Origin of the sequence: Sphingobium sp. IP1 (assembly GCF_002708645.1) — a bacterium.
Taxonomy (GTDB): Bacteria; Pseudomonadota; Alphaproteobacteria; order Sphingomonadales; family Sphingomonadaceae; genus Sphingobium; species Sphingobium yanoikuyae.
On sequence record NZ_NOIW01000098.1, the window covers coordinates 1 to 19,593 of the forward strand.

Here is a 19,593-nt window from a genome sequence, read left to right on the forward strand (position 1 = left end):
GAATGAAATGGGTTAGCGCGTCGGATAGTTGGGGGCCTCACGCGTGATCGTCACGTCGTGGACATGGCTTTCCGACAGGCCGGCATTGGTGATCTGGACGAAGCGGGCACGCTCCTGCAGATCCTTGATGGTGCGGCTGCCGGTATAGCCCATCGCCGCCTTCACGCCGCCGACCAGCTGATGGATGACATCCTTGGCCGGCCCCTTGAACGGCACCTGGCCTTCGATACCCTCGGGCACCAGCTTCATCTGGTCCTTGATGTCGGCCTGGAAATAGCGGTCGGCGCTGCCGCGCGCCATCGCGCCGACGCTGCCCATGCCGCGATAGCTCTTATAGGCGCGGCCCTGATACAGGAAGGTTTCGCCCGGCGCTTCGGCCGTGCCGGCCAGCAGCGACCCGACCATGACGCAGCCCGCGCCCGCCGCCAGCGCCTTGGCGACGTCGCCTGACGTGCGCAGGCCACCATCGGCGATCACCGGCACGCCATGCTTGTGCGCTTCATTGGCCGAATCCATGACAGCGGTCAGCTGCGGCACGCCCACGCCGGCGACGACGCGGGTGGTGCAGATGGAGCCGGGGCCGATGCCGACCTTCACGCAGTCCGCGCCGGCGTCGATCAGCGCCTTGGTCGCTTCGGCGGTGGCGACATTGCCGGCCACGACCTGGACATGGTTGGACAGCTTCTTGACCGCTTCCACCGCGACCGCGACCTGCTTGCTATGGCCGTGGGCGGTGTCGATGACGATCAGATCGCATTCCGCGTCGATCAGCGCCTTGCTGCGCTCCAGCCCCTTGTCGCCCACGGTCGATGCGGCGGCGACGCGCAGCCGGCCCGACGCATCCTTGGTCGCCTGCGGATAGGTGACGGCCTTCTCGATATCCTTGACGGTGATCAGGCCCACGCAGTGATAATTATCGTCCACCACCAGCAGCTTCTCGATCCGGCGGGCATGCAGCAGGCGCATCGCCTCATCCTGGCCGACGCCGGCCTTGACCGTCGCCAGATTGTCCTTGGTCATCAGCTCGCTGACCGGCTGGCCGGGATTCTCGGCAAAGCGGGTATCGCGATGGGTCAGGATGCCGACCAGCTTGCCGTTCGCCTCGACGACCGGAATGCCGCTGATCCTGTGGCGCTGCATCAGCATCTGCGCGTCGGCCAGCGTGGCGGTCGGCAGGATGGTGATGGGATTGACGACCATGCCGCTTTCGAAGCGCTTGACCGCGCGGACCGCATCGGCCTGCTCCTCGACCGTCAGGTTACGGTGCAGCACGCCGATGCCGCCCAGCTGCGCCATGACGATCGCCATGTCGGCCTCGGTCACCGTATCCATCGCCGACGACAGGATCGGGATGTTCAGCTTGATCGCCTTGGTCACATGGGTGGACGTGTCCGCCTGGCTGGGCAGCACATCGGATTCGGCGGGCTGCAACAGCACGTCGTCAAAGGTGAGGCCAAGGCGGATGTCCATGTGAAAGCCACTTTCTGCTGCGCGGGTCGGGCGGAGGGGAACCGGACCGCTGGGGATTCGTGGCGGCCCATGTAACCATTAACCCGCAAAACGGCCAGACCCCGGCGTCATTTTATTGCGGCACCTGCGCGGCATCCTGCAGCCGCCGGTCCAACGGCCCGAACGCGGCCAGGCGCAATATGCTCCCCTTGCCAGCCACATGGGATTTTCTGCCCTGTCTCAGGGTATTTACGCAATGCCCACGCCGTCCACCGGCTGCTAGACCGACCCCGACCAAGGCTTTCCCCTGCGATCGTTCCGCGATCCAAGCGAAGGAGACGGCAGATATGCCCCAATCGCCGATACCGGGTTTCGACATTCCCCGCACCGCCCCCGACGGATTCGTCCACGAACCCGATGCAGCCGGTGCCTTCTGGGAAAACAGCGCCGCCAACACGCTTCCCCCGCCCGACATGGTGGCCGCCTATCAGCGCAATCGCCCCCTGCCCACGGACGGCATCGACACGCGCAAGGCCTATATCATCGGCGGTGGCATCGCCGGCCTTGCCGCCGCTTATTATCTGATCCGCGACGCGCATATGCCGCCGGCCAACATCATGATCCTCGAAAATCTCGATATAGAGGGCGGCTCGCTCGATGGCGCGGGCAATGCGCAGGACGGCTATATCATCCGCGGCGGGCGCGAGATGAACTGGAACTACGACAATCTGTGGGACATGTTCCAGGACGTGCCCGCGCTCGAACTGCCCGAAGGGTTCAGCGTCCTCGACGAATATCGGATGGTCAACGACAATGACCCCAACTGGTCGAAGGCCCGGCTGATGCACCGGCAGGGCGAGATACGCGACTTCTCGACCCTCGGCCTCACCCGTGCCCAGCAATGGGAACTCATTCGCCTGCTGCTCAAGCGCAAGGAGGATCTGGATGACCTGACGATCGAGGATTATTTCTCCAAGGGCTTTCTCCAGAGCAATTTCTGGTTCCTCTGGCGCTCCATGTTCGCCTTCCAGAACTGGCAGAGCCTGCTGGAAATGAAGCTCTACATGCACCGCTTCCTCGATGCGCTCGACGGGCTGCACGACATGTCGGCGCTGGTCTTCCCCAAATATAACCAGTTTGACAGCTTCGTCCGCCCGCTCAGCAAGCTCTTGCGCGACAAGGGCGTGCAGATCCGCTTCGACACCCAGGTGCGCGACATGCGCATGCGCCTGGCGGGCGACCGGCGCACCGTCACCGACCTCCTCTGCCGCATCGACGGCCGGGAAGACAGCATCGCCATCGGCCCCCGCGATCTGGTCTTCGCCCTCACCGGATCGATCACCGAGGGGACGGCCTATGGCGACATGGACCATGCGCCGGTGCTGGAACGGGGCAAGGCTGATCCCGGCCCCGACAGCGACTGGACGCTGTGGAAGAATCTCGCCGCCCAGTCGCCGGTCTTCGGCCGGCCCGAAAAATTCTATGGCGACGCGGACCGTTCCACCTGGGATTCGGCGACGCTCACCTGCAAGCCGTCACCTTTGGTCGATCGCCTGAAGCAATTGTCCGTCAATGATCCCTATTCGGGCCGCACCGTCACCGGCGGGGTCATCACCTTCACCGACAGCAATTGGGTGATGAGCTTCACCTGCAACCGCCAACCCCATTTCCCCGACCAGCCCGGCGATGTGCTGGTGCTGTGGGTCTATGCCCTGCTGATGGACAAGGATGGCAATCATGTGAAGAAGCCGATGCCGGCCTGCACCGGGCGCGAGATATTGGCCGAACTCTGCTATCATCTGGGCATCGCAGACCAGATCGACGCGGTCGCCGCCAACACCAAGGTGCGGCTGGCGCTGATGCCCTATATCACCGCCGAATTCATGCCGCGCGCCGCTGGCGACCGTCCCCGCATCGTGCCAGAGGGCTGCACCAATCTCGGCCTGCTCGGCCAGTTCGTGGAAACCAACAATGACGTGGTTTTCACCATGGAAAGCTCGGTCCGCACCGCGCGGGTTGCGGTCTACACGCTGCTCGATATCCCCAAGGCCGTGCCGGACCTCAGCCCGACCCAATATGATATCCGCAACCTGCTGAAAGCCGCCCGCGCGCTCAACAATGGCGAGCCCTTCATCGGCGAGCGGCTGCTGCGTCGCCTGCTCGACCGCACCTATTTCGCCCATATCCTGCCGCCCGCCCCCGACGGCGCGCCGCTTGACCGGGCGGAGGAGGAATTGCGCGGCCTGCTCGGCAAGGGCGGCGACGCCATCCAGCGGGTCGGCACCTGGCTCAGCGGCTTCCGCGATGCGCTGCAACGCCGGGCCGACTGACCGCGCCCGACGCGGCTCAGCCGATCAGCGCAAAGAGCAGCGGCGCCCCTGCCATCAGCCCGCGTGCCAGGCGCCTATGCCGCGCGTCGGGCAGCGATCGGATGGCATATAGCGCCGCCAGCGGAACGATCGGCAGCAGCGGCAGATAATAGCGGGGATAGGCGTCCATCATCCATCCCGTCGCCAGATGCCGTTGATAGCTGAACAGGATATGGACCAGCATCACGCCGGCTGCGGCCGCGCCGCCCGCCAGGATCAGCATCGCCAGCGGATCTCGACGACGCTGCACGAGCACCGCCACGCCCGCGCGCCTTATCCCGTCCATCGCCAGGATCAGCATGCAGGCCGGAATGGCAAGCGCCCCCCATTGCAGCCCCGTTCTTTCGCTCAGCACCGGCATCCACCCCTCCACGAAGGATGTCAGGAACATCATGACATAGGCCGGAAAGCCCATCCGCGCCTGCCCGGCCCAGCCGGCAGCGGCCGCCCCATCCCGCAACAGGCTTTGCTGCGCGAATGTGTCGGGTGCGGGGCTTCCATAGGCCAGCCAGAAGGCGACAAACGGCCAGGCAGCAACCGCGAACGCCAGCAGGACCACGCCAAGATGCAGAAGCGGCATTCGCTTCCCCGTCCAAACCAGCAGCATCAGCAGCGCGGCCAATGTGCCCCCACACAGCATCAATCCCGTCAGCTTGGCCAGGCTCGCCACGATCAGGCCGATGCACGCCAGCAGCAGGTCGCCCAGGGCACCACGCCGCAGATAGCGGCCCAGTCCGAACAGCAAGGCGCCACTGCCCAGAAAGGCCAGATTGTCGTTGTTGACCGCCCCGGCCAGTTCGATCAGCAATCGGACGCAGCACAGGTTCAGCGCCAGCGCGATCCATTCCGCGTCCGCCCGCACCAGACCCCGCCCACATCCCAGCATCAGCAGCAGGCCGATCCCGACGATCGCGACATTGGCGAAATGCAATATGATGACGGCCCCCGGCCCGGCGCCAGTCAGGCGCGGCGCCATCGCTGCCATCAGCTGATAATAGGGCGCGGGATGGTTCAGATAATTATCATTGTCGGTCCATTGCATCGTCGCAGGATCGAGCAGCCGCAACCGTTCAAGCGGGACCGCAGCGCCATTGGCGTCCTGGATCTCGGCCACATAGGATAGATGGGCAAGTTCATCGAACCCCTGCGTCACATTGACGCGCAGCGCCGACAGCGACGCCGCAACCATGAACAGCAGCAGGCAGGCCCCGAGCACGAGGCCGGGCCGCAATGTCGGCGCATGCGCCTGCACGGGAAAAGGCATGTTCTTGGTGGTCATGGCCTGCCATCATCAAAGACTGGTCCATGCCTGCCAGAGACGCCTTAAGATTAAGGTAAAGCCCGCCTTCAGCAGTGCTGCCAGCCACCGACAAAAAAGAAGGCCCGGCAAATCTGCCGAGCCTTCTCATCTGCCTCAATCGCTGGATCAGGCGCCAGCGGGGGTCGGATCGCCGAACGGACCCTTGCGCTTGCGCGTCTTGGGGATGGACGACCCCGCCGCCGGGATCACCGAAGGCTTGATCGTGGTGCCGTCGTCGCGGGTGATCTCGCCCTTTTCCAGCAGCGCCTTGATCTCCTCGCCGGAGAGCGTCTCATATTCCAGCATCGCGTTGGCCAGCAGGTGCAGTTGGTCCTCATGGCCCTTCAGCAATTCCTGCGCACGGGCATAGCCCTGCTCCACCAGACCACGGATTTCCTTGTCGATCAGCTTCGCCGTCTCGTCCGACATATGGACGCGCTGGCTCTGCGAATAGCCAAGGAAGGTCTCGCCCTGCTGCTCTTCATATTGCAGCGGGCCCAGCTTGTCCGACATGCCCCACTGGGTGACCATGTCGCGCGCCAGCTTGGTGGCGTACTGGATATCGCCCGACGCACCCGACGACACCTTGTCATAGCCGAAGATGATTTCCTCGGCGACGCGGCCGCCCATGGCCACGGCCATGTTCGCGTGCATCTTGTCGCGATGATAGCTGTAGCTGTCCCGTTCCGGCAGGCGCATCACCATGCCCAGCGCACGGCCGCGCGGGATGATCGTTGCCTTGTGGATCGGGTCGGAGGCCGGCTCATGGACTGCGACGATGGCATGGCCCGCCTCATGATAGGCGGTCATCTTCTTCTCGTCGTCGGTCATGACCATCGAGCGACGCTCGCTACCCATCATGACCTTGTCCTTGGCCGCCTCGAACTCGTCCATGGCGACCAGACGCTTGCCGCGACGGGCCGCCATCAGGGCGGCTTCGTTGACCAGGTTGGCAAGGTCAGCGCCCGAGAAGCCCGGCGTGCCGCGCGCGATGGTGCGCGGATTGACGTCGGGTGCCAGCGGCACCTTCTTCATATGGACGGCCAGAATCTTCTCGCGGCCCTCGATGTCGGGACGGGGCACGACGACCTGACGGTCGAAGCGGCCTGGACGCAGCAGCGCAGGGTCCAGCACGTCGGGGCGGTTGGTCGCCGCGACGATGATGATGCCCTCATTCGCCTCGAAGCCGTCCATCTCGACCAGCAGCTGGTTCAGCGTCTGCTCGCGCTCGTCATTGCCATTGCCCAGGCCCGCGCCGCGATGGCGGCCGACCGCGTCGATTTCGTCGATGAAGACGATGCACGGCGCGTTCTTCTTGGCCTGTTCGAACATGTCGCGCACGCGGCTCGCGCCGACGCCGACGAACATCTCGACAAAGTCCGAACCCGAAATGGTGAAGAAGGGCACGCCCGCTTCACCCGCAATCGCGCGGGCCAGCAGCGTCTTGCCGGTGCCGGGCGAACCGACCAGCAGCGCGCCCTTGGGGATCTTGCCGCCAAGACGTGCGAACTTGCTCGGATCCTTCAGGAACTCGACGATTTCCTGCAGTTCCTCACGGGCTTCGTCGATGCCGGCGACGTCATCGAACGTCACCTTGCCATGCTTTTCGGTCAGCAGCTTGGCCTTGGACTTGCCAAAGCCCATCGCGCCACCGGCGCCGCCGCCCTTCTGCATCTGGCGCAGCACGAAGAAGGCGATGCCCAGGATCAGCAGGAACGGCAGCGACTGATAGAGCATGATCTGCCAGAAGCTGGGCTGCTGTTCGGCCTGGCCCGAATATTTGACGTTATAATCGTCCAGCAGGTCGGTCAGCTTGGGATCATTGACCGGGACCGTGCTGAAACCCTGGCCACTCGACAGGGTGCCGGTGATCCGGTCGGGCGCGATCGCCACATCCTTGACCTGGCCTTCCTGCACCTTGGCGCGGAATTCCGAATAGGCGATGGCGCTACCGGCCTGGGTGGTCGGGCGCTCGAACAGCGAAACGAACAGGAGCAGGGCGATGATGACCCCTGCCCAAATCATCGCACTCTTGATCCAGGGATTACCCTGTGGGTCTTTTTCGTCGTTCATCATCACTCTCTTTCACCCCGCAAGATAGGGTGTGGCCGGCAAAGCGCAAGCTGGACGCGCCGTCCGCTGCCGATTTCCGGCCCTGTCGATTGTCAGATGGTCAGTTCCCGGTCAGCTGGAACAGCGCGACATAGGCCAGCACCAGCGCCAGGCCGGCGGACAGGCCGCACAGCAGATAGCCCATGTAGAGAAGCAGCGGCGGATGCGCCTTGTTCAGCTTCCGGTTCCGCTTCACGGCCGAGAGGATCACGCTGACCAGCAAGCCATAGGTCAGCGCCGCAAATTCCATCATTCCGAACAAATCCCGCTATTGGTCACGCCATGTGGTTAACGGCCCATGGGTTAAGAACCGGTCAGCATGCCGCCCAAAAGCGACCGGCCGTTGGCACCTTGCGTCGGACGGTGGAACTTTTCCGAAAATCTCAGCGTCGCGGGGGTGCCGGTGACAGGGTCCAGACCGCGCCACCGCGCAGCAGCCAGTCGCCCAGACTCGCCTGCCGCCCCGCCCGCGCCGCGGCAATCGCCCGGTCCAGCGCCTCGCCGCGCGGCAGCACGATCTCCGGGTCGGCGGAACAGAGCATCTCGATCAGCAGCCGGCGCAAAAGCTCGCGCGGCAGGTCGGTGCGGTCCAGCACCCAGGCGTCGGTCGACGGATGGATATGCGTGGCCGCCAGCCCCGCCACCGTCCATTGCAGCGCCGCCTCCGCCTCCGCCAGCGCCGCCGCGCTGCGCGCCGCCGCCTCGGCATCGATCCAGTCGACGCCATCCAGCCGCTTGCGCAGCGCCGCCCGGTCGAAGCGCGGATCGGCATTGGACGGGTCCAGCACATAGGGCAGCCCGGCCTGGTCGGCATGGGCCTGCAACTGCGCCTTGCGCACCGTCAGCAACGGCCGCAGCACCCGGCCGGCCCGCGCCCGCACCCCGGCCAGGCCGCCGACTCCCGACCCCCGGTTGAGCCGCATCAACAGGGTTTCCAGCTGGTCGTCAGCATGATGGGCGGTCAATATCCAGTCCAGCCCGGCGCCGGCCCGCCACGCCTCCAGCTGGGCATAACGCTGCCGCCGCGCCCAATCCTGGATATTGCCGGACACTTCCGTCTCCGGCGCCAGCGTCGCATGGGGCACGCGCCGCTCCGCGCACCAGCGCGCGACCATCGCCGCCTCGGCCGCGGATTCAGCCCGCAATCCATGATCCAGCGTCGCTGCCGCCACCCGGCCGGGCCAGGCCTGCACCGCCAGGTCCAGCAGCGCCATGCTGTCCGGCCCGCCCGACACCGCAATGCCGAACCGGGCCGTCTCCTCCCCGTCCACCAGCGCGCGCACGGCCAGCCGCAGCGCATCGGGGCGATGGGAAGGTGCCAGCTCCGGCACGTCTATCGGCTCACACGCTGCACTTGGCCTTGGTCCGGCCCTTGTCCATCATGCCGCGCAGGCCGCTCGACAGGGTCGAACCATAGACCTGTTCCAGCTCCGCATAGACCTTGCAGGCATCCGCAGGCTTCTTGAGCTGGATCAGCGCCTCGCCCAGATAGGCCAGACTGTCGGGCGCGCGCTCGCCACGCGGGCGCTTCTGGTAATTTTCGTAGAAGGCGACCGACGCCAGCGCCGGCTTGCCATCGTCCAGATAGGCCCGGCCCAGCAGGTTGGCGGCGCGGCTGCCGACCGACCCGTCGCCATATTTGTCGACCGTCGCCTTGAGCTGCGCCTGCGCCTCGGGATAGAATTTCGCGTCCCACAGGCGGAAGCCATAGCTATAGGCATCGCCCGCCGCATCGCCGGTATCCGGCTTCTCGATCGCCGCCACTGCCGTCTTGCGCGCATCGCTGGCCACCGGCGCGGCGGCGGACTTTGCGGGCGGGGTCGTCGGCTTGGCGGCAGCCGGCTTGGGCGCGGGCGCATCGGTCGCGACCGTCGGACGCATCACCGGCGGACCGGCCTCAACCGGCGTTGCCGCCCGCGCTTCGGCTTCCGCCTTGTAGCGGTTGAACGCCTCTTCCAGTTGCTTGAGCTTGTAGCTGTTTTCCTCGACCTGGCCGGTGATCGATGCGAGCTGCGATTCCAGCGCCCCCACCCGCGCGGTCAGGTCGGCAACCGGGCTCGACGTCGGGCTGCCCGGCGCGATGGTCGGCGTCTGGGGACGGGTGATTTCCGCCTCTACCGGCGTGCCGGCCGGGAACACCTTGCGCTGCACCGCCCGCATTTCCTTTTCCAGCCGGTCGACCCGCAGTTCGACCGTGGGATTCTGCTGGGCAGCGGCCGGCACGGCCGACAGCAGCGGGGCCGCCAGCGCGATGGCGGTGGTGGCGAGAAAGGCGTAACGCATGATGATCCCCGACTAAATCTTTCCGCCTTTAACCATAGGCGGACGCGCCACGCAATAAAGCGCGGCCCCCTCGTGCCTGTCCGGCTATGGGACGGGTCAGTTGCCCGCGCTGGGCTGCGGCGCGGCGGTCGGCGTCGGGGACGAAGCCGGCGTCGGCACGCTCCCCTGCCCGCCTGCGGGCGTCGTCGGCGCGCGCGGCGGCTGGCCCGCCGGTGCCGGAGCGCCCGCCGGAGCCCCTGCCGGTGCAGCCGCCCGTGCCAGCAGCGCCTCGGCACTGACCGGAACGTCGGCGATGGTGCGATCGGCCGCGCCCAGCGGCGGGACCGCCTTGCCACCCACGGTCACGTCCAGCGCCTGCGGGCGACCGGTCAGGATCGTCGGATTGCGCGCGCCGGCCGGCAGGGTGAAGCTCTCGCCCTTCTTCAGCAGCCCGTCCTTCAGCCGCTCGCCCGCCTCGTCGACGATGCGCATCCACACATCGTCATTGGCGGTGAACACCACCGGTCCGGTGACGGGCGCCGCAATCGGCGCCTGCACGCCGGCCTTGGGCGCGGCGGCGGGCTTTTCTGCCTGCTGCTCGGCGATTTCCTCGCCGGTCGGCGGGGTCAGCAACTGGGTGCGCCAGATGGTGAAGCCGGCAATCACGATGATGCCGATCACCGCCGCGGTCCAGGCCAAGGTGCGCGACGGCACCCGCGCCGGATCGGCCGGCTCGAACGCTTCGTAGCGGGTCGCCCCCATGTCGGAATTATGCACGGCATTGCGCACGTCGGCGGCGATCGCCACCTCGTCCAGGTCGATCGCGCGGGCATAGGCGCGGGCGAAACCCACCGCATAGGGAATGCCCGGCAAGGCGCCATAATCATCCCGCTCGATCGCCTCCAGCTGACGCTGGGCGATGCGGGTCCGGGTGGCGATATCCTGCACCGACAGCCCCTGCGCCTCGCGCGCGGCGCGCAACTTGGCGCCGGGGGTGCTGGGATGCGCTGCCGTCGCGTCGTCCGCGACGGGTTCGAATTCGGGTTCGTCTGCCATGCTGCTCCGCGACCTTGATTGGCGGCCTTGTCTCATTGCGGGACGGCGCTTGTCAACGCCGGGGCGGTGTCTTTTCAGGCCAGCTCGATGTTCCGCTGCTCGGCCCAGCTGGTCAGTTGCGCGCGCAGATCACTTGCCCCGCTGTCCAGCAGATCGCGCATCAACGCCTGCAATTCGGCCGCGTCGATCGCCCGGATCATCGCCTTGACCGGCCCGACCGACGCCGGCGTGATCGACAGTCGCCGCACACCCAGGCCAATCAGCGCCATCGCCTCCAGCGTGCGTCCGCCCATTTCGCCACAGACGCCGACCGGCACCTTGTAGATCTCGCAGATCCGCACCACCCGATCCAGGAACCGCAGGATCGCCAGGCTCAGCCAGTCATAGCGCTCCGCCAGCTTGGGATGGGCACGGTCGGCGGCGAACAGGAACTGGGTCAGGTCGTTGGTGCCGATCGATAGGAAATCGAGCTGCGGCAGCAGCAGGTCCAGCACCTCGGCCAGCGCCGGCACCTCCAGCATCGCGCCATAGCGCACAGCCACCGGCAGCTTCTTCTTCTGCCCGATCAGCCATTGCCGCTGATGCTCGACCAGCGTGCGCGCCTCTTCGAACTCCCAGGGTTCCGACACCATCGGGAACATGATGTTCAGCACCTTGCCCGCGCTCGCCTCCAGCAATGCGCGCGCCTGCGCCTTCATCAGGCCGTCGCGGTCCAGCGCCAGCCGGATCGCGCGCCAGCCCATCGCCGGATTATCCTCATGCTCGTCATCCTCGCGCGTCATATAGGGCAACGCCTTGTCGCCGCCGATATCGACAGTGCGGAAGATGACCGGCCGGTCGCCGGCCGCGTCCAGCACATCCTTGTAGAGCCGCTGCTGCTTCTCGCGCTGCGGCAGCGTCGCCGACACCAGGAACTGGAACTCGGTGCGGAACAGGCCGATGCCGTCGGCGCCGACCATGTCCAGTGCCTGCGCATCCTCGCGCAGGCCGGCATTGACCATCAGCTCGATCCGCGCCCCATCCTGCGTCACCGACGGCAGGTCGCGCAGCGCGGCAAATTCCGCCCGCCGCTTCTGGGTGATGTGCAGCTTGGTCTCGAACGCCTCCTCCATGTCGGGCGTCGGCCGGATCAGCAGCGCATTTTCGGCGACATCCATCAGGATCAGGTCGCCTTCATTGACCCGGTGGCGAATGTCGCGCACCCGGCCCAGCACCGGCACGCCCATGGCGCGGGCGACGATGGTGACATGGGCGGTCAGCGACCCTTCCTCCAAGATCACGCCCTTCAGCCGCCGCCGGTCATATTCCAGCAGCTCCGCCGGCCCCAGGTTGCGCGCGATCAGGATGGCGTCCTGCCGCAGCCCCAGCTGGGCGGCGGTGCCCAATTGCCCGGACACGATGCGCAACAGCCGGTTGGCCATGTCCTCCAGATCGTGCATCCGGTCCTGCAGCAACGGATCGTCAATCTGGCGCATCCGCATCCGGGTGCGCTGCTGCACTCGCTCGATTGCCGCTTCGGCGGTCAGGCCGCTGTCGATCGCCTCGTTGATGCGGCGGATCCAGCCTTCGTCATAGGCGAACATCTTGTAGGTTTCGAGCACCTCCTGATGCTCGCCCTCGGTCCCGAAATCGGCCGTGCCGGTCATCCGGTCGATCTGTTCGCGCATCTTGGCAAAGGCGGAAATGACCCGCTGCCGTTCCGCCTCCGTATCCTCGGCGACGGTATGCTCGATATGGACGCGCGGCTGGTGGAAGACGACATGGCCCCGCGCCATGCCCATCACCAGTTGCAGGCCGGTCATGATGTTCGATCCGGTTTCCTGCACCCGCGCATCGGTCGGGCCGTCATCGGCCAGTTCGGCATTGGCGATCAGCTCGGACAGCACCATGGCGACCGTCTGCAGCGCCTCGATCTCGACCTCTTCATATTTGCGCGGTTCGACATGCTGCACGCACAACACGCCCAGCGCGCGCTCGCGCCGCACGATCGGCACGCCGGCAAAGCTGTGGAACAGTTCCTCGCCGGTTTCCGGGCGATAGGAAAAGTCGGGATGGGCGGCGGCCTCGTCCAGGTTCAGCGGCTCGACATTGGTGGCGATCAGGCCGACCAGCCCCTCGCCCTTGGCCATGCGGGTGACATGCACCGCCTCCTGCTTCAGGCCGCGGGTCGCGAACAGTTCCAGCACGCCCTCGCGCACCAGATAGATGGAGCAGACCTCGCTCGACAGCGATTCGCCGATGATCTCCACCACCTTGTTCAGCTTGGCCTGCGCGCTGGTGCGCGCCGCCATCACCTCCTGAAGGCGGACGAGGATCTGGCGGGCGGCGGCGGCGGGCGTACTGGGCATGGCAAATCGCTAACAGATGGATGGCTTTCTTTCCAAGCGCTTTCCTCGCGATATGTTGATGAACACCGCAGAAAAGCACGATTGTTGCGCATCGCTGATAAGCTAGGTCATCTTCCTCATTTGCGTGGCGGATACATGCTGTACATTCGTCTAACGCCACAAAGGCAGCATCAAGCATGTCTGGGAGTCAGGGATCATGGAAACGACCACGCCAACGGAGTTTGAACAGGAGCTTCTGGACCGCGGCTATTCGCGCCGCCAGCTGGCCAAGGTGACCGCGCTGCTCGGCGCCGGCGCCGTCGCGATGCGCACCGTCGGTGCCGCCGCCCAGCAGGCCGCCAAGCCGGTCGAGGGCGCGGTCCGCATCGGCGCCAACGAATGCTGGACCGGCCCCTTCCCGGTCGCCGCCGAAGCCGCCTTCAAGCTGGTGACCGAAGGCAATCGCTACGAACCCGACAATGAGCATGAAAAGCTGTTCGCCGCCGTCGCGCAGGTGGAGGGCATTCCGGCCGACCGCATCGTCGCCTGGCCCGGCTCGTCCGATCCGCTGAGCCGCGTCGCCGTCGCCTTCGCCTCGCCGACCAAGGGCATCGTCACCGCCGACCCGACCTATGAAGCGATCTGGCGCACCGGCGCCTGGCTCGGCGCCAAGGTGACGAAGGTGCCGCTGACCAAGGACAATGCCCATGACGTGAAGGCGATGCTGGCGGCCGATCCCAATGCCGGCGTCTATTATATCTGCTCGCCCAACAACCCGACCGGCACGATCACGCCGATCGGCGACATCGAATGGCTGGCCGCCAACAAGCCCAAGGATTCGGTGCTGGTGGTCGACGAAGCCTATATCCACTGGACCGACACGCCGCGCGCCGCCAAGCTCGCCGCCACCCGCGACGACGTGCTGGTGCTGCGCACCTTCTCGAAGCTGTTCGGCATGGCCGGCATGCGCCTCGGCCTCACCTTCGCCGCGCCCTCGCTGATGGAAAAGATGATGCGCTATGACGGTGGCCAGGTCACCGCCATGCTGCCGATGACGGCCGTTGCCTGCGGCACCGTCTCGGTCGCCCAGGCCGATCTCATCAAGGCGCGCCAGGCCGAAATGGCGGCCAACCGTGACAAGGCGATCGCCCATCTGACCAAGAAGGGGATCAAGGTGCTGCCGGGCAGCATGGCGAACATGTTCATGGTCGACTGGGGCAAGCCCGCCAAGGACATGCAGGCCGCCCTGCTGACGCAGAAGGTGCAGATCGGCCGCAACTGGCCGATCTGGCCCAATGTCTCGCGCATCTCGGTCGGCTCGGCCAGCGAGATGGACGCCTTCTGCAAGGCCGTGGAAGCGGTCTGGAAAGCCTGATCTGACCTGACCTTGCGAAAAAGGGGCTGCGGCGCGCAAAATAAAGCGTGCCGCAGCCCCTTTTGCATTGCGGAAATTGTTTCCGCCTTCGTTTCTCCAGACGAAATCCAAGGCATTTCGCAGGAAAACAAGGGGACAATCGGCATGACCATGATGTTGGACAAGGAAGCGCGGGAAGACCTGATCGAGCGCGGCTATTCGCGCCGCCAGCTTGCCAAGGTTGCCGCCCTGATCGGCGCCGGCGCCGCGATGCACGAAATGCTGGCCGCGCCCGCCTTCGCGCAGCAGCAGGCCGCCCGCGGCATCAAGGGCGCGGTGCGCATCGGCTCGAACGAATGCTGGACCGGCCCCTTCCCCTCGGGCGTCGACGCCATCGCCAAAGCCGGCGCCGTCGGCAACTGGTATGATCCCGACAATTATCGCGGCGACCTGGTCTCGACCATCGCCAAGGTGGAGGGCATTCCCGAAGCCCAGGTGATGCTGTGGCCCGGCTCGGGCGGCCCGCTGGTCTCGACCGTCGCGGCCTATTGCTCGCCGACCAAGGGCCTGGTGACCGCCGACCCGACCTTCGAATCCGCCTGGCGCACCGCCGATTACCTCAAGGCGCCGATCGCCAAGGCGCCCCAGGCCGTCGGCAAGGGCCATGACGTGAAGGCCATGCTGGCCGCCAACCCGAACGCCGGCCTCTATTATATCTGCACCCCCAACAACCCGACCGGCACGATCACGCCGATCGCCGACATCAAGTGGCTGCTCGACAACAAGCCGGCCGATGCCATGCTGCTGGTCGACGAAGCCTATATCCACTTCTCGGACGCGCCCAGCGCCGCTTCGCTGATCGGCAACCGCAAGGACATCATCGTCATGCGGACCTTCTCGAAGCTGTTCGGCATGGCCGGCATCCGCCTCGGCCTCACCTTCGCCGATCCCGAAGTGCAGAAGCGCCTGATGCTGTTCGGTCCGTCGGCCGGCGGCCTGTCGATCACCGCCATGGCCTGCGGCAACGCCGTCTATCCCGAAGCCGCGCTCATCAAGGCACGCCGCGACGAGATGATCGCCGCCCGCGACCAGACCATCGCCTGGCTCACCAAGAAGGGCATCGAAGTCCAGCCGGGCAGCGAAGCCAACATGTTCATGGTCAACTGGAAGAAGCCGGCCAAGGAAATGCAGGCCGCCCTGCTCGCCTCGCCGGAAAAGGTGCAGATCGGCCGCAACTGGCCGATCTGGCCCAATGTCTCGCGCGTCACCGTCGGTTCGGCCGAAGACATGACGAAATTCTGTGCGGCTGTGGACAAGGTCTACAAGGCCTGAGCCACGGCATCCCATAGCAAAGCCGTCACGAAGGAGGGGCGTCCGGACACCGGGCGCCCCTTTTCATATCAGGGCGCATCGCCTTCCTGACTGTCCAACGCCTTGCGATCCTCATGCGACACGAACTCGCAGGTCAGCAATGTCCGCCCGGCCAGGGCAGGCCCCTGCCGCGCAACGACGGAAATCAACCCCATCTCGCGCATGTCCTGCGCCGCATCGTCCAGTTGCCGCGCAAAGCCCAGGCTCGACGCGCCGAACAACCGGCTCTTTTCCCTGGCAAGCCCATAACGGGCGGCCGCGGCCTCCGCGACCTCGCCATCCAGCAGCACGCCGACCGACATGCCGGCGAAGACCACCGCCCGCGCCACAAAGCCGTCCCGCTCGATCGGCGTGGGCAGCGTATAGATCGCCGCCGCCAACATCGATGTATCTGCTTTGGCGACCTTTTCGGCAGCTTCATACAGGGCGGTCGCGCTGTCGGTCGAGTAAGGCGGCTGGCACAGCGCCGCGCCGAAAAAGTCCGGCGCCTCCTGCGCTGCGGCGGGCGACCCCAGCAAGACGCCGATCGGCGCCCCTATCCGGGCAAGGAAAGAGATTTTGCTCATCCGCGTCAGATGCGCATTTTATGACGCATTTTCAATCAGGTTGAAGGGGCAGCCGGTCATCGGCCGCCCCTTTCCCGTTCAGAATATCTTCCGCACCGACAGCATCAGCGTCCGCCCCTCGGGATCGAGATAGGCGGGCTGATAGGCAACCGGCGTCGCGCCCGTGCCATCGGTCACGCTCTGCCGCCGGTTGAGCAGGTTGCCGACGGTGAAGCTCACCCGCATCCCCCGCGCCCAGTCCTGCCCACGGAACCGGTTGGCCATGTTGGCGAACAGCCGCAGGTCGAACGTCACCAGCTGGCCAAAGCGCAGGTCGCCACCCGACGCCGTCTGGTCGCCGGTCACATGCGACGCGCTCTGCCAGTTGCCGTCCAGCCGGATGCCGACGCCATTGTCGATCACACCGCTGCTCAGCTGCACCTTGTGGCGCGGCTGCGGACTGCCGCCCAGCGTGCCGCCGTTCAGCAGGTCGACCCATGGCCCGCCCTCGCTCAGCAGCACCGCATCGCGCAGCATGATGCTGTGATAGAGCGAGAGTTGCAGCCGCGCGCCATTATCGCTGCCGCCGCCGAACGGACCGCCACCGGGCGGGCCGAAGCCGCCCCGTCCGCCGGGCCCGCCGGGACCGCCAGGCCCCATGCCGGGCGGCGGACCATCGGGCGGCCCCATGCCATCGGGCGGGGGCCCAGGCGGCGGACCAAAGCCATCCGGCCCGCCAAAGCCGCCGGGCGGCCCCATCGGTGTCGCATCATCGGGCCGGTGGCCATCGACCAGGATCGCGTCATTCTCGGCGTCCGGGGTCTGGTTCGCGCCCTGCATCGGCGGCGCGCCTTCAGCACCGGTCTCGCCTGTCGGCACTGGGCCGGCCTGCCCCTCGGGCAAGGGCGCATCGCCCTGCGCCGCCGCCCGCCGCCATGGCGGCACGAAGCCGGCCGGCGGCTCGGGTCGCTTGGGCTTGCGCAATATCTGCGTGAAATTGAGGCCCCAGCGCAGTTGCTTCACCTCCTCGCGCGCGACATTGACGGACCGTGTGTCGATCCGCGTCAGCATCCCGTCCTCGTCGCGGCTGTAGCGATCGGGGAAGGCCGCCTCCAACCCGGAAGACACGCCGGTCAGGCTGATGATCGCGTCGCGCGTCTCGCTGCTCACATAATTGGCCGACAGGGTCAGGTTGACCTTGGTGAGCGGCTTCACCGTCGCGCCCAGCTTGAACTGGTGGCGATTGTCGGCGGTCAGCGCCGGATTGCCGCCGCTCACCTGCGTCACAGTCACGCTCTGCCCGCGCACATAGTCATAGACGCGCACATTGCTGGTCGTGATGGTCGGGCTGTTGCGCTGGTCCAGCGTCGGCGCGGTCCGGTCATTATTGACCGCCGCGATGATGGTGATGCCGGTGCGCGGCGTCCAGCTGAGGCCATAGCCCAGCGTGCCGAGCGTGCCATAGTCGGAAACCTGCGTCACCGACGCGTTCATATTTGCGGTCAGCGTCCCCAGCACCGGCAGGAAGCCATTGCGCCGGCTGGCGATCGGCAGGTCGAAACTGATCTGTGCGCCGCCATTGGTGCGGCTCGCGGTCCGCTGCGACATCACGCCGTCCAGCGTGCTGGACGATCGCAGGCTGCTCGTGTCGCCGCTCAGCCGCAGGTTCATGCCGACATTGCCGGCCGGCAACTTGAACAGCTTGCCATTGACCAGCAGGCTGGCGCTGCCCGTGTCCTGCAACGCGCGCGCCTTCTGCGTGCCCATGGCCCCCAGCAGGCTCGCGGGCAGCACGCCATCGGCCGCCACATCGCCCGCGTCCAGCGCCGCCTGCACATCGTCCAGATCATAGCCGCGATCGCTGTCGGTGCGGCTATCGCTATGGCTGTAGCTGCCGATCACCGACAGGCGCCAGGTCTTCGACAGGTCGATGTTCAGGCTGACGCCGCTGCTCAGCGTCAGCGCGCGCGTGTCCTGATGCAGCGGATCGAGCGACAGGATGCGGTCGACCGTCTCGTCGCCGTCGGTCAGGCTGCCGGTGGGCAGGCCATTCAGCGCCTTGCTGGTCTTGTAATCCGCCCGCCCGTTCCAGGACAGGTTCGCCGTCTCGCTCAGCTGATGCGCGACCGTGGCGTTCAGCATATAGCTGCGGGTGGCGGGCGACAGGGTGCGATAGGCGCGGTCGTCACTGACCTGCCCGGTCGGATCGCCCGCAGCCTCCGGATCGACGATCACGTCGCGCTCGCTTTCCAGCAGCGAGGCGGAGGATTTGGCCCGCGCCGTCACGCTCACCCGGTCATTGTCGCGAATGCGGGTATAGCCGACATCGCCGGCCAGATTTTCGCCCTGCCCCGCCGTCGCGATCCCGCCGCCCGCATTGGCGACCTGCGATCGGAAGCGGCGATGCAGGATGATGTTCACCACCTTGCGCTGCGCGTCATAGCCATATTTGAGCGCGACCTCCTCAGGCAGGATGTCGAGCCGCAAGATCGCCTCGGTCGGCAGGTCGCTGACCTCGTTGACGCCCGAAATCCGCTTGCCATTGACCAGCACCACCGGGCCGTCGTCGCTGCGCCCCTGGTTGCTGCTGGTCTGCGACGCGATCTCGTCCAGCAATTCGCTGACCGTGCCGACGCCATAGGCATCGATGTCGGCACGATTGAGCTGGTTCTGCGCGGGAATGTCGCCGATCACCGCCCCCGGCGGCGCCTGCCCGGTGACGACGATATCATCGCTCGCCACCGTCTGCGCCGCCGCGGGCGTCGATAGGGCGAACAGGCTGCATCCGGCGCGCAGCAGGGCGCTGCCCGCCCGACGGCAGGACAAGGATAGGCAAGGCATCGGCATCAATCCCGTCAGTTGCGCGGCGGCGGTCCGCCCGCGCCGCCCGGTCCACCCGGACCGCCGGGGCCACCGGGGCCTCCACCCGGACCACGCCGCGGCATCAGGCTGCGCATCTCCTCGGCCGACAGCACGCCGTCATGATCGGCGTCTGCCGCATCGAAGCGGGCATGTTCGAACGCCAGCACTTCCTCCAGCGAGGCGCCGGCATCATAATTGCTGTTGGCCTGGGCGATCGCGCTGGCATTGAGCGGTTCGATCAGCCGGCCCAGTATCGCGTCCTCGGGGTCGTCGCCCAGCTTGGGCATGATCGCCTCGGCCACCGGCCCGCCCTGATCGCCCATCGCGCCCGTTTCCGACAAGGCGACCGATCCCATGCTGCTCTGCCAGGCCTGGAACTCGGCCAGGCTCAGCGTGCCGTCATGATTGCTGTCGATCGCCTCGAAGCGGGTACGGATGATCGCTTCGCGCCGCGCCTGCACGACCAGTCGCAATTCGTCGATCGTCACGATGCCGTCGCGATTGCTGTCGGCTTCGGCAAACATGGCGGTCACGATCCTGTCGATCTGGCTGCGCTTGATCGGCTTCATCTCGCGCGGCTTTGGCG

14 protein-coding genes are annotated in these 19,593 nt (G+C 66.4%); 3 read left to right on the top strand and 11 right to left on the bottom strand.

Features of this window, described 5'->3' with window-relative positions; genetic code table 11:
* Nucleotides 1-12: 12 nt before the first annotated feature.
* Entirely contained in the window at nt 13-1,470 is a 1,458-nt protein-coding gene (guaB, locus tag CG471_RS23615) for an IMP dehydrogenase (protein WP_010336239.1), read from the bottom strand.
* A gap of 326 nt (nt 1,471-1,796) precedes the next feature.
* Here guaB and CG471_RS23620 point away from each other — a divergent pair, with 326 nt between their 5' ends.
* Nucleotides 1,797-3,779, top strand: a complete 1,983-nt coding sequence (locus tag CG471_RS23620; protein ID WP_099233973.1) for an oleate hydratase — start codon at nt 1,797-1,799, stop codon at nt 3,777-3,779.
* Nucleotides 3,780-3,795: 16 nt separating this feature from the next.
* Here the strand turns inward: CG471_RS23620 and CG471_RS23625 are convergent, their stop codons facing one another.
* The 7 genes from CG471_RS23625 to ptsP form a co-directional block, all read right to left on the bottom strand.
* Entirely contained in the window at nt 3,796-5,097 is a 1,302-nt protein-coding gene (locus CG471_RS23625) for a hypothetical protein (protein ID WP_099233974.1), read from the bottom strand.
* Between the two features lie 147 nt (nt 5,098-5,244).
* Nucleotides 5,245-7,191, bottom strand: a complete 1,947-nt coding sequence (gene ftsH, locus CG471_RS23630) for an ATP-dependent zinc metalloprotease FtsH (RefSeq protein ID WP_004208015.1) — start codon at nt 7,189-7,191, stop codon at nt 5,245-5,247.
* A gap of 100 nt (nt 7,192-7,291) precedes the next feature.
* Nucleotides 7,292-7,483, bottom strand: coding sequence for a hypothetical protein (locus CG471_RS23635; protein WP_017502470.1), 192 nt, complete (start codon nt 7,481-7,483; stop codon nt 7,292-7,294).
* A 130-nt stretch (nt 7,484-7,613) separates the two neighbouring features.
* Nucleotides 7,614-8,561: a tRNA lysidine(34) synthetase TilS gene (tilS, locus tag CG471_RS23640; RefSeq protein ID WP_004208017.1), complete on the bottom strand. Its 948-nt coding sequence runs from the start codon at nt 8,559-8,561 to the stop codon at nt 7,614-7,616.
* 10 nt (nt 8,562-8,571) lie between these two features.
* Complete coding sequence (locus CG471_RS23645) at nt 8,572-9,513, bottom strand: hypothetical protein (protein ID WP_004208018.1); 942 nt, start codon at nt 9,511-9,513, stop codon at nt 8,572-8,574.
* A 96-nt stretch (nt 9,514-9,609) separates the two neighbouring features.
* On the bottom strand, nt 9,610-10,548 hold the full coding sequence (locus tag CG471_RS23650; RefSeq protein ID WP_099233975.1) for a helix-turn-helix domain-containing protein: 939 nt from the start codon (nt 10,546-10,548) through the stop codon (nt 9,610-9,612).
* Between the two features lie 74 nt (nt 10,549-10,622).
* Nucleotides 10,623-12,896 (bottom strand): phosphoenolpyruvate--protein phosphotransferase, encoded by a 2,274-nt coding sequence (gene ptsP, locus CG471_RS23655; protein ID WP_004208020.1) that lies wholly within the window; start codon nt 12,894-12,896, stop codon nt 10,623-10,625.
* 196 nt (nt 12,897-13,092) lie between these two features.
* Here ptsP and CG471_RS23660 point away from each other — a divergent pair, with 196 nt between their 5' ends.
* Together CG471_RS23660 and CG471_RS23665 are read left to right on the top strand one after the other, a co-directional pair.
* Complete coding sequence (locus CG471_RS23660) at nt 13,093-14,250, top strand: pyridoxal phosphate-dependent aminotransferase (protein WP_099233976.1); 1,158 nt, start codon at nt 13,093-13,095, stop codon at nt 14,248-14,250.
* 144 nt (nt 14,251-14,394) lie between these two features.
* Entirely contained in the window at nt 14,395-15,561 is a 1,167-nt protein-coding gene (locus CG471_RS23665; protein WP_004208022.1) for a pyridoxal phosphate-dependent aminotransferase, read from the top strand.
* 68 nt (nt 15,562-15,629) lie between these two features.
* Here the strand turns inward: CG471_RS23665 and CG471_RS23670 are convergent, their stop codons facing one another.
* The 3 genes from CG471_RS23670 to CG471_RS23680 form a co-directional block, all read right to left on the bottom strand.
* Nucleotides 15,630-16,166: a hypothetical protein gene (locus CG471_RS23670; protein WP_099233977.1), complete on the bottom strand. Its 537-nt coding sequence runs from the start codon at nt 16,164-16,166 to the stop codon at nt 15,630-15,632.
* 78 nt (nt 16,167-16,244) lie between these two features.
* Nucleotides 16,245-18,986, bottom strand: coding sequence for a TonB-dependent receptor (locus tag CG471_RS23675; RefSeq protein WP_099233978.1), 2,742 nt, complete (start codon nt 18,984-18,986; stop codon nt 16,245-16,247).
* Nucleotides 18,987-19,000: 14 nt separating this feature from the next.
* Nucleotides 19,001-19,593 (bottom strand): EF-hand domain-containing protein (locus tag CG471_RS23680; protein WP_099233979.1); only part of this gene is annotated, 593 nt, incomplete at its 5' end.

Excerpts from the sequence above, each read along its gene's own strand:
- guaB (WP_010336239.1), bottom strand. The coding sequence starts at position 1,470 with ATGGACATCCGCCTTGGCCTCACCTTTGACGACGTGCTGTTGCAGCCC.
- CG471_RS23620 (WP_099233973.1), top strand. The coding sequence starts at position 1,797 with ATGCCCCAATCGCCGATACCGGGTTTCGACATTCCCCGCACCGCCCCC.
- CG471_RS23625 (WP_099233974.1), bottom strand. The coding sequence starts at position 5,097 with ATGACCACCAAGAACATGCCTTTTCCCGTGCAGGCGCATGCGCCGACA.
- ftsH (WP_004208015.1), bottom strand. The coding sequence starts at position 7,191 with ATGAACGACGAAAAAGACCCACAGGGTAATCCCTGGATCAAGAGTGCG.
- CG471_RS23635 (WP_017502470.1), bottom strand. The coding sequence starts at position 7,483 with ATGATGGAATTTGCGGCGCTGACCTATGGCTTGCTGGTCAGCGTGATC.
- CG471_RS23645 (WP_004208018.1), bottom strand. The coding sequence starts at position 9,513 with ATGCGTTACGCCTTTCTCGCCACCACCGCCATCGCGCTGGCGGCCCCG.
- CG471_RS23650 (WP_099233975.1), bottom strand. The coding sequence starts at position 10,548 with ATGGCAGACGAACCCGAATTCGAACCCGTCGCGGACGACGCGACGGCA.
- ptsP (WP_004208020.1), bottom strand. The coding sequence starts at position 12,896 with ATGCCCAGTACGCCCGCCGCCGCCGCCCGCCAGATCCTCGTCCGCCTT.
- CG471_RS23660 (WP_099233976.1), top strand. The coding sequence starts at position 13,093 with ATGGAAACGACCACGCCAACGGAGTTTGAACAGGAGCTTCTGGACCGC.
- CG471_RS23665 (WP_004208022.1), top strand. The coding sequence starts at position 14,395 with ATGACCATGATGTTGGACAAGGAAGCGCGGGAAGACCTGATCGAGCGC.
- CG471_RS23670 (WP_099233977.1), bottom strand. The coding sequence starts at position 16,166 with ATGAGCAAAATCTCTTTCCTTGCCCGGATAGGGGCGCCGATCGGCGTC.
- CG471_RS23675 (WP_099233978.1), bottom strand. The coding sequence starts at position 18,986 with ATGCCTTGCCTATCCTTGTCCTGCCGTCGGGCGGGCAGCGCCCTGCTG.